This is a genomic window from Ruegeria sp. BG11 (assembly GCF_056538565.1).
This window is the reverse complement of sequence record NZ_JBQFTH010000009.1, coordinates 221070-230264: the sequence shown is the minus strand read 5'-3', so window position 1 is coordinate 230264 and position 9195 is coordinate 221070. Positions and strand designations below refer to the sequence as shown.

Below are 9195 nucleotides of genomic sequence, written 5' to 3'. Positions count from 1 at the left end.
TTTTGAAGTATTTGAAAGAAGCAGGTCTGGTAATATGCAAAAGCCGCGCAATACCCCTGCCCCGCTCAACCAAAGTTCTTCTGAAAAGACCCTAAATCTCGATATAGCCGAGCCTCGAAGGGGCATTGGCGACAGCAGGTTCTATCGGATTCAGACTTCCTTCGCGTGCCCATTTCTTGATGCATATTTCCGTTTCTCTGGGCTTAGGGTCAAGACCTATTGAGTTCTGCGGGGTTGCGTGAACCACAGTTCGAAAAACGAGCGGTGGACATGTCTGATCTGTTTTGGCTGACCGACGCCCAGATGGTGCGTCTTGAGCCCTTCTTCCCAAAGTCTCACGGCAAACCCCGCGTCGATGACCGGCGGGTGTTGAGCGCGATAGTCTTCATTAATCGCAATGGATTGCGCTGGCGCGATGTGCCGAAGGAATACGGCCCGCGCAAGGCGCTCTACAACCGATGGAAACGTTGGAGCGACAAAGGCATCTTCGCCCGGATGATGGTCGGATTGGCCGCTGAGCACGGCGAAGATAAGACCGTGTTGATAGATGCGACCTACCTGAAGGCGCACCGCTCAGCGACCAGTTTGGTCGCCAAAAAAGGGGACGTGGACGCCTGGTTGGTCGAACCAAGGGCGGCATCAACACTAAGCTACACGCTATCTGCGACAGCAAGGGACGCCCACTCAACTTGCTTGTGACGGCTGGGCAGGTCAGCGATTACATCGGCGCACGGGCATTGTTGATCAGCCTGCTAGATGTCGAATGGCTGCTTGGGGATCGCGGATGTGACGCTGATTGGTTCCGGTAAGCGTTGAAAGACAAAGGGATACGAGCCTGCATCCCAGGCCGGAAGCAGCGGAAGAAATCGGTTAAGTACGGCAAGCGTCGTTACAAACGGCGCAACCGGATCGAGATCATGTTCGGCAGGTTGAAGGATTGGCAGCGTGTGGCAACCCGCTACGACAGATGCCCAAGGGTCTTCCTCTCAGCCATCGCACTGGCGGCTACCGTCATAAGTTGGTTACGAGCCCTGACCCTAATGCGGGTTGTCGCCCTCTGGATTGTTGTTTTTTTGGCACTGTCATCTGCTCATTCACTGCGCTGTGCCGGTCTAGCAACCGTTGGCCGAGTGCAACCTCGCCGACGCACCAGATCAGCGCATCCCCGACTTGATCGTTGACGTTTGGGCCATCGAGTGAAGATAGCTCGGAATGAAACTCTCTGAGGGGCTCCAGTGTGTGGGTTATCTCTGCTCCCTGGCTGTTCAGCCAAGTTTCGTATAGCATTCCACTCGCGGCGACATCACGTTCCAGTGCGGCGATCTCGGCATCGAAACGTTATGCCGTAGCTTGATTCCGACGGCTCAGCAACGTGCTTACCTCCGTCAATTTCTGAGTAACACTCGCAAGTTCGGCCTGGCCCTTATCCCGATAGCCGATCTTGTTACGCAGTTCTGAGACATCGAAATCAGCAACGATCGCCTCTGTGGCGGAGTTCAAGTTGGCAATTAAATTGTTGAGGCTGGACCTGCGTTGAGTTTTCGCCTCTCCAGCGGCCTCAACGCCAGACCGTTCGCGCTCGATTTGCCTTTTGGGTAGATCGTGAGCCTACTCAAGCTGCTTGCAGACCGGGGCGAGCTTGCCGATCCAACAGGCTCAAACGCAGCTACGTATTCACGTTTTCTCAACAGCGTTCATTTCCATTCCTCAGTATTGCCTCGGCACTCCAGCTGGACTCAGTTCTTATGCCTGATGATACTTCTTTGCCATCAAAACCTCAGAGACAGGCATGACATGCCGCCATCCAACTTGGCGCAATCGGTGTTGTCGATCTGGACGACCTCATACCCAGCCTTGTCCAAAACATCTGCAGTGCGCGGGAAACCAGCCGCCATGAGCACCAGATTGTTGAAACGAATTGCATTGGCGGCCGCTTCCTCCCCGTCGGCAACATGTAGAACCCGGTAGCCTTCAAAACACCCGGACGCATCCAAGCGCTTGGTTGACAGGATGGTTTCGGCATCCATCAGCGAACAATCGGTCTTGAAATGCAACACGCCTTCAGGCGTGAACACCTCGCGCACAGCATGGCCCCACTCATTGGCAATATCCGTCAGCTCGGCCACGCCTGCAGCGTCGGTTCGATCCGAGCGGCCGACCAGAATTTCCTTTCCGGTCACCAGGATATCACCTCCTTCGACATGACCGGGGCCCTTGATCTCGCGGACGTCGTCGTAGCAGGCACGGATCGTCGACGATATTTCTGCAACCTCACCCAGGCGCGAAGGCGCGCCAGGTCGCATAAGGATAGCACCTTGCGGCAGGCACAGCGCGGTGTCCTCGACGAACTGCGCGTCCGGGTAGGCTTCAAGCGGGTCAAGCTCGATAATTTCTGCTCCGGTGCTCCGCAGCGCGCTGACATAGGCTGAATGCGCAGCAAGCATACCCTCGAGGCTGGGGTTGCCGATATCCTCGGCACGCAAGCCGTCTGCGATGGTCGAGGCAGGCTTGCGCGTTATGGCACGGGTAAATTCAAAGGTCGGGTTTCGCATGAGTCACTCCTGATCCGGGCGACGCCCGATAGCATTAATTTCCAGAATAGAGGGGCCGTTTTGGGCGTCGGCGTCTGCCAGTGCAGCGGCAATAGCTTTTGGATCTTGCCGAACGCGTTTGTAGGGGATGCCAAACGAGGCAGCAGTGACCGCAAAGTCAGGTGGGGTTGGGTCGCAACCGATCACCTCGACCCCCACGCCCTCCATGGACGTGGCGATTTCGCCATAGCCATGATTGTTCCAAAGAACAAAGGTAATGCGCAGGTTTTGGTCCACTGCGGCCATGATTTCGGGCAGCGAAAATTGGGCACCACCGTCCCCGGCGATGCAAATCACGGATGCCTCAGGGTCGGCAATCGCGGCACCGATGGCTGCAGGAATACCATAACCAAGCGCTCCGTATCCTGTGGCCGCATTGAACCAACCGCCGGGACGGTCGTGATCATAGTAGAGATTGCCCGCATAAATCGGCTGAGTGGAATCTCCGATCATAAGCGCATTCGGGACTGCGGCGCGCATGGCCGCCAGAATCCCGACTTGAGCGCGGTAGTCCGGCCCTATCTCTTCAAACGCCGCAGCGCGGGTTCTTTCAGCGCGGTCCATTCCATCTCGCTGGTTGGATTTTCCGGGCAATGCCGACAGCAAGGACGAAACAACCTGATCGGTGCGACCCTCTATGGCTATTGCGGCTTCGTGACGGGTCAGTTGATCCGGGCAAATATCCACGCGTATGAGCCCCGACATAGAGGCCATATCTCCGGTGGCATACATGTCGTAGTCCGTTGGGCCCAACTCGGTCCCCAAAGCGAGGACGCAATCGGCATCTTCGATCAATGCCCGGACGGATTTCAAGCTTGCACTGGCGGGAACAGTCAGTGGATGCCCATGCATCAGACCGCGCGCATTTACGGTTTGCACGACAGGCGCATCGAGACGCTCTGCAAGAGTTTGCAGACCTTCCGCGGCTGTTTTCGCGCCGCCCCCCGCCAAGATGACGATTTTGTGCGCAGCTGACAGCCGGTCTGCGGCCTGTTGGATTAAGTCGCTGTCCAGTGCCTGATGAGGATGATCTTTCGACGTCAGGGCGCTTTCAGCGACCAGCCCCGCCACATCCAGCGGGATTTGGATATGGGTAGGGCCCGGTCGTCCAGCGGAATAGGGTGCAAACGTGCGATCCAATGCAGCGCTCAGATCATCGGGCTGGTCCACATGTTCGGACACCAGCGCAACAGTCTTGGCGAGCGCATGTTGGTCGGGCAGTTCATGCAAGTGGCCAAGGCCTTGGTTCAGCGTGCTCTTCTTGTTGACGCCGGAAACCACCAGCATGGGAACGGAATCCGCCCGGGCCTGCGCCATCGGTGTCAGTGTATTTGTCAGGCCGGGTCCTGTTATGACAAATGCAACGCCCGGCTTGCCTGAGACACGCGCATAGCCGTCAGCCATAAAACCTGCACCTTGCTCGTGCCTTGGGGTCACATGCTGAATGCCCGAGGCCGCAAGACCACGGTAGAGCTCAACGGTGTGCACGCCGGGAATACCGAACACGCAAGACACGCCCCGTTGCTTCAATTCGGCGACCAGTGCCTCGCCCACTGTTTGTTTGGTCATGCAACATTCCGTTTGCTGAGGTTTGCGTGGGCGACGATGCGGTCCAGCGCCGTCGCGAATTGGCTGTCGTCGATGGTGAGGGCGACCCGAACCCAGTCCTTGAGGCTTTCACCAAAGGCCGAGCCCGGCATCACTGAAACGCCATGCTCCAAAAGATCCCAAGCATAGGCGTCACCATCCATTCCAATGCCCGATACGTTGACCAGCGCAAACATGCCCGCATCCGGTTGGTGGACGGTCAGAGGCGTTTCACTATGAAGGCGGCGCTCCAGAACACGAGCGCGAGCCGCAAAACGAGACGCCATGCCTGCAGCGACCGAAGATCCGTGTCGCACAGCTTTTTCAGTCATGTCTGCGATAAAGGGCTGGTTGCCAAACAGCATCGTTTCCGAGACCGGTAGTAACGCAGTACAGAACGCGGCTGGGCCAACGCACCAACCGCTGCGGAAGCCAGGGGCTGCGTGAGATTTGGAAATCGACGACACGGCGATGACCCTATCGGCCAGGTCCGGGTCCGAAAGCGGAGATACAAATTCTGCTCCTTCAAACACCAGATGCTCGTACACTTCGTCCGAGATGATCCAGAGGTCGTGCTTGATCGCAAGTTCGCCAATTATCCGTACATCTTCAGCGGTCAGGATCGCGCCTGTCGGATTATGCGGTGTCGTCAGAAGTATAGCGCGGCTGCGCGGGGTGATGCGCTCGGCAATATCTTCGGCCTGCAACCGAAAACCGTTTTCAGGGCGGAGCGGCACCGGCACGGGTTCGGCTCCTGATGCGCGGATCACGCCCTCGTACGTGGCATACATCGGATCACCGACCAACACTTCGGAACCGGCTTCGGCGACGCCTTGCATCACCGTATAAAGCGCGGTCTGCGTGCCGGGAAAACAAAGAATATTCTCCGGCAAAAACTGCCGGCCGCGGCTTTTGGTATACGACTCTGCCAAGGCTGCGCAAAGCCCGGCCTCTCCGCGGCCGTTGGAATAGCCGGTACGGCCCGCCTGCAAGGCCAAGGCAGCGGCGTCGCACAGCTCTGGCGGCGTTGGCACGTCCGGCTCGCCGATTGTCATTTCCACCAGATCAGCACCCGCATCAACCATTGCGCGCGCCTTCAAGTGTACTTCCCACTTGCCACCACCCAATCCGGCCAGCCGGTCAGTAATTGCTGTCAACCTCATAGGGGCTCGCTCTCCTGCGTTAGATCCAAATCGATAATGGCGGAAACGGATTGCAGCCCGATTTCAACCAGTTCGCCCTGCTCAAAGGCATGGGGCAACGCGCCGCCTTCCAGCCACAGACCGTCGATGACCGCGTTGCAGGCGATAGCCAGCTGCCGCAATTGGGCAGACGATGCCGAACGGTTCGCTTCTTTCAGCGAAGCCGCGATCAACCCTTCAAGCTGGTCCCGAAAATAGCCGTATGTTCGTTCGTGGGTCGCCTTCATTTGCTGGTCCTGCTGAACTTTGTTCAAAAAACTGGCCCAAAGAGCGATAGCACGGGGGTCGACAACCGGGGGCGTCAACGACGCCTTCACGAAAGCTGCCAACTTGGCTTGGGCGCTGGCTTCGACTTGGCTCGCGGGTGCGAATGTCTGATCTGTCATCGAGTTCATGTGGTGCTCATACGCCGCGACGATCAGCTCCTCCTTAGAGTTGAAATAATGACGGATGAGCCCCTGCGTAACATCTGCGCGGTCTGCGATTCCCCGCACTGTGGCGCCACGGACGCCCTGTTCTGCCACCAAATCAAGCGTCGCGAGAATCAGTGCGTGCTGTCTGGCTTCGGCCGACTCACGCTTAAATTTCTTGCGGTCTTCGCTCACGATTGGTCCTTTTTTGCGGATGCCGTAATTATACACTTGCATAATTACTATGCTCACGGCTTACTGCAATCAGAAAGTTGGGGTCAAAGAAAAATGGACACAGCCGCCGCTGACGCAGTCGCTGAACGACCGGATACGCGCCGAGAGGCGATCCGCGTTGAAGACTTGCATAAGTCTTTTGGAAATCTCGAGGTGCTAAAAGGCGTAGACCTCACTGCACATCAGGGCGATGTCGTAGCGATCATTGGTGGCTCGGGGTCTGGCAAGTCGACTATGCTGCGATGCATCAATTTCCTTGAAACGCCGACCTCCGGCAAAATCGTAATCGGAGGCGAGGAAGTGGCCATGCGGGCGGATGGCAGCCCGGCCAGCCAAAAGCAGATAGAGCGCATTCGGACAAAGCTGGCGATGGTGTTCCAGCAATTCAACCTGTGGACCCACCGCACTCTGCTGGAGAATGTTATTGAGGTTCCGGTACATGTGTTGAAGGTTCCCAAACCCGAGGCGATCGAACGCGCCCGCGAATTGCTGGTCAGGGTTGGCTTGGGCGGCAAAGAGGACACCTTCCCAGCGTATCTATCCGGCGGTCAACAGCAGAGGGCCGCTATTGCTCGGGCATTGGCGGTTGATCCTTCCGCCATGCTCTTTGACGAGCCAACATCCGCACTGGATCCGGAACTCGTGGGCGAAGTGCTGACGGTGATCCGTGATCTGGCTGCCGAAGGGCGAACCATGTTATTGGTCACCCATGAGATGAAGTTCGCGCGCGAAGTGGCGAACCATGTCGTCTACCTCTACCAGGGGCGCATTGAAGAGCAGGGACCACCTGCCGACCTCTTTGGAAATCCAAAATCAGAACGACTGAAGCAATTCCTCAGATCAGTCGGATAGCATCAAAACACCAAATAAAACCAACCGGGAGACTCCTAATGAAATTGAAAGCACTTCTGACTGCAGCAACAGCCGCAGCCGTTCTAACTGCAGGCGCGGCCGCAGCTGAACAAGTTAAGATCGGTATCGCCGCCGAACCCTATCCCCCATTTGCGTCACCCGACAGCTCGGGCAATTGGGTCGGATGGGAAATTGAGGTGATCAATGCCGTCTGCGCCGCGGCGGAGCTTGACTGCGTGATCACCCCTGTTGCCTGGGACGGTATCATTCCGTCGCTGACCGGCCAGCAGATCGACGCGATCATGGCGTCGATGTCGATCACCGAAGAGCGTCTGAAAACCATCGACTTCAGTGATGCGTATTACAACACACCCGCAGTGATTGTGGCGGACAAGTCGATGGACATCGAACCCACCGCAGAGTCCCTTGCTGGCAAGATCATCGGGATCCAAGCCTCGACCATCCACCAGGCCTATGCGCAGGAGTACTTCAAGGATTCAGAGCTGAAAGTCTATCAGACTCAGGATGAGGCCAACCAAGACCTTTTCGCGGGTCGCATCGATGCTACTCAGGCGGACAGCATTGCCATGGCGGATTTTGTGAATTCGGAAAATGGCAGCTGTTGCGAGATCAAAGGCGCTGTCGCGGATGATCCGGCAATCTTGGGCCGTGGCGTCGGTGCCGGTGTGCGCAAGGGTGACACCGAACTTCTTGAAGCGCTAAACAAAGGGATCGCTGCGATCTTGGCGGATGGGACCCACGAGAAAATCACCTCGGGTTATTTCACCACCAGCATCTACTAAGGCGTTGCTGTGACCGGACTGTTAGAGACACTGGGCCTTGGCACCAGCATGGAGTTGCTGTCGCTGTCTAGTTGGGGTGGCAACCTGTTGCGCGGGCTTGCCAATTCCCTGCAAATCGCCTTCGGCGCATTTGGAATGGGGCTGGTTATCGGGCTGTTCGGGGCCTACGGAAAACTCTACGGCGGGAAGGTCACGCGTGACCTTCTTGCCATCTACACAACAGTGATCAGGGCTGTACCCGAATTGGTGCTGATCCTGATCCTGTATTATGTCGGCAGTGATATCATCAACAAGATCTCTGAAGCGGTCGGAGGCGGCCGGGTTGAGATCAACGGTGTAGCCGCCGGTATTTGGGTGCTGGGCGTTGTACAAGGGGCCTATGCCACCGAGGTTCTGCGAGGTGCCATAAAGGCGGTGCCCGTCGGGCAGATCGAGGCGGCGAAGTCCTATGGAATGCCCGCTTTCATGATCATGCGTCGGGTGACCATACCGGCAATGATGGGATTTGCGGTGCCCGGGCTGGCCAATCTGTGGCTTATCGCCACCAAAGACACGGCCTTGCTTGCTGTCGTCGGGTTCAGTGAGTTGACGCTGGAAACACGCCAAGCGGCTAGCAGTACCCGTGCTTATTTCACCTTCTTTTTGGCTGCAGGTTTCTTGTACCTTATGGTGACCCTTTTCTCAGGGGTCGTTTTTGCCCGCATCGAGAAATGGGCGCGGCGTGGTCAACCTTCGTTGAAGGGTGGCTCGGCATGATCACTGTAAAAGCTCTTATGCAACCGCACCGTATCGTCATGATGTTGCTGTTTGCAGCATTGGTGATCTGGTGTGCGTTCTCGTTGCGTTGGGATTGGATTCCAAAATATGCCCCTTTGGCGTTGCAAGGTCTCTGGACCACAATCTGGCTCTTGGTGGTCACAACCGTATTAGGCTTTCTAATGGCTGTGCCTCTAGGATTGGCGCAGGCAGTGGGTCCGTGGTACTTGGCTACGCCCGCCCGGGTTTTCTGCACGATTATTCGAGGCACACCGCTGTTGTTGCAGATCTGGTTGCTATACTACGGGCTTGGTTCGCTATTTCCGCAGTTTCCCTGGATACGATCGTCTGAGCTTTGGCCCTACCTGCGTCAGGCTTGGCCCTACGCCGTCCTAGCGCTGACACTGTCCTTTGCAGGATATGAGGGCGAGGTCATGCGAGGCGCGTTTTCCGGCGTGGCAAAAGGCCAGCTGGAGGCAGCAAAGTCTTTCGGGATGCCACGTTTCACGATGTTCCGCCGGATCTGGCTACCCCAAGCCGTACGCAATGTTCTGCCTACCTTAGGCGGAGAAACCATCTTGCAGCTCAAAGCAACTCCACTCGTAGCAACGATCACGGTGGTCGAGATATATGCGGTTTCGTCCCGGGTTCGAGCAGACACATTTGTGGTCTACGAGCCGCTGTTGTTGTTGGCATTGGTTTACATGGCCATCGCCGGGTTAATTGCCTTGGCCTTCCGACGATTTGAGGGAGTTTGAGG

Annotated in this window: 9 protein-coding genes and 1 pseudogene; 6 read left to right on the top strand and 4 right to left on the bottom strand. The window is 56.9% G+C overall.

Annotation, left to right across the window (positions count from 1 at the left end; translation table 11 throughout):
• Window positions 1-223, top strand: a 223-nt coding sequence (locus ACR0JF_RS16045) for a hypothetical protein (RefSeq protein WP_480669544.1), incomplete at its 5' end; no start/stop codon positions are given.
• 47 nt (window positions 224-270) lie between these two features.
• Window positions 271-1025, top strand: a pseudogene (locus ACR0JF_RS16040) (IS5 family transposase); the annotation flags it as partial.
• Window positions 1026-1769: 744 nt separating this feature from the next.
• Here ACR0JF_RS16040 and ACR0JF_RS16035 read toward each other — a convergent pair.
• The 4 genes from ACR0JF_RS16035 to ACR0JF_RS16020 are packed head-to-tail and all read right to left on the bottom strand — an operon-like array spanning window position 1770 to window position 5985.
• Window positions 1770-2552, bottom strand: a complete 783-nt coding sequence (locus ACR0JF_RS16035) for an arginine deiminase family protein (protein ID WP_170660781.1) — start codon at window positions 2550-2552, stop codon at window positions 1770-1772.
• A 3-nt stretch (window positions 2553-2555) separates the two neighbouring features.
• Window positions 2556-4160 carry a 5-guanidino-2-oxopentanoate decarboxylase gene (locus tag ACR0JF_RS16030; RefSeq protein ID WP_170660780.1) on the bottom strand — a complete coding sequence of 535 codons (1605 nt, stop codon included), beginning with the start codon at window positions 4158-4160 and terminating at the stop codon, window positions 2556-2558.
• Window positions 4157-5341 (bottom strand): pyridoxal phosphate-dependent aminotransferase, encoded by a 1185-nt coding sequence (locus ACR0JF_RS16025; RefSeq protein WP_170660779.1) that lies wholly within the window; start codon window positions 5339-5341, stop codon window positions 4157-4159. The genes ACR0JF_RS16030 and ACR0JF_RS16025 overlap by 4 nt, the downstream gene beginning before the upstream one ends.
• Window positions 5338-5985: a TetR/AcrR family transcriptional regulator gene (locus ACR0JF_RS16020; RefSeq protein WP_480669543.1), complete on the bottom strand. Its 648-nt coding sequence runs from the start codon at window positions 5983-5985 to the stop codon at window positions 5338-5340. The genes ACR0JF_RS16025 and ACR0JF_RS16020 overlap by 4 nt, the downstream gene beginning before the upstream one ends.
• A 93-nt stretch (window positions 5986-6078) precedes the next feature.
• Here ACR0JF_RS16020 and ACR0JF_RS16015 point away from each other — a divergent pair, with 93 nt between their 5' ends.
• Genes ACR0JF_RS16015 through ACR0JF_RS16000 form a run of 4 tightly spaced genes read left to right on the top strand, consistent with a single transcriptional unit; the run spans window position 6079 to window position 9193 of the window.
• The gene (locus tag ACR0JF_RS16015) at window positions 6079-6876 is read left to right on the top strand and encodes an ATP-binding cassette domain-containing protein (protein ID WP_170660778.1); all 798 of its coding nucleotides are present in this window, start codon (window positions 6079-6081) and stop codon (window positions 6874-6876) included.
• 38 nt (window positions 6877-6914) lie between these two features.
• Complete coding sequence (locus ACR0JF_RS16010; RefSeq protein WP_170552214.1) at window positions 6915-7679, top strand: transporter substrate-binding domain-containing protein; 765 nt, start codon at window positions 6915-6917, stop codon at window positions 7677-7679.
• Window positions 7680-7688: 9 nt separating this feature from the next.
• Window positions 7689-8435 carry an ABC transporter permease subunit gene (locus ACR0JF_RS16005; protein WP_170552217.1) on the top strand — a complete coding sequence of 249 codons (747 nt, stop codon included), beginning with the start codon at window positions 7689-7691 and terminating at the stop codon, window positions 8433-8435.
• The gene (locus tag ACR0JF_RS16000) at window positions 8432-9193 is read left to right on the top strand and encodes an ABC transporter permease (protein WP_170660777.1); all 762 of its coding nucleotides are present in this window, start codon (window positions 8432-8434) and stop codon (window positions 9191-9193) included. The genes ACR0JF_RS16005 and ACR0JF_RS16000 overlap by 4 nt, the downstream gene beginning before the upstream one ends.
• The last annotated feature ends 2 nt before the right edge of the window (window positions 9194-9195 follow it).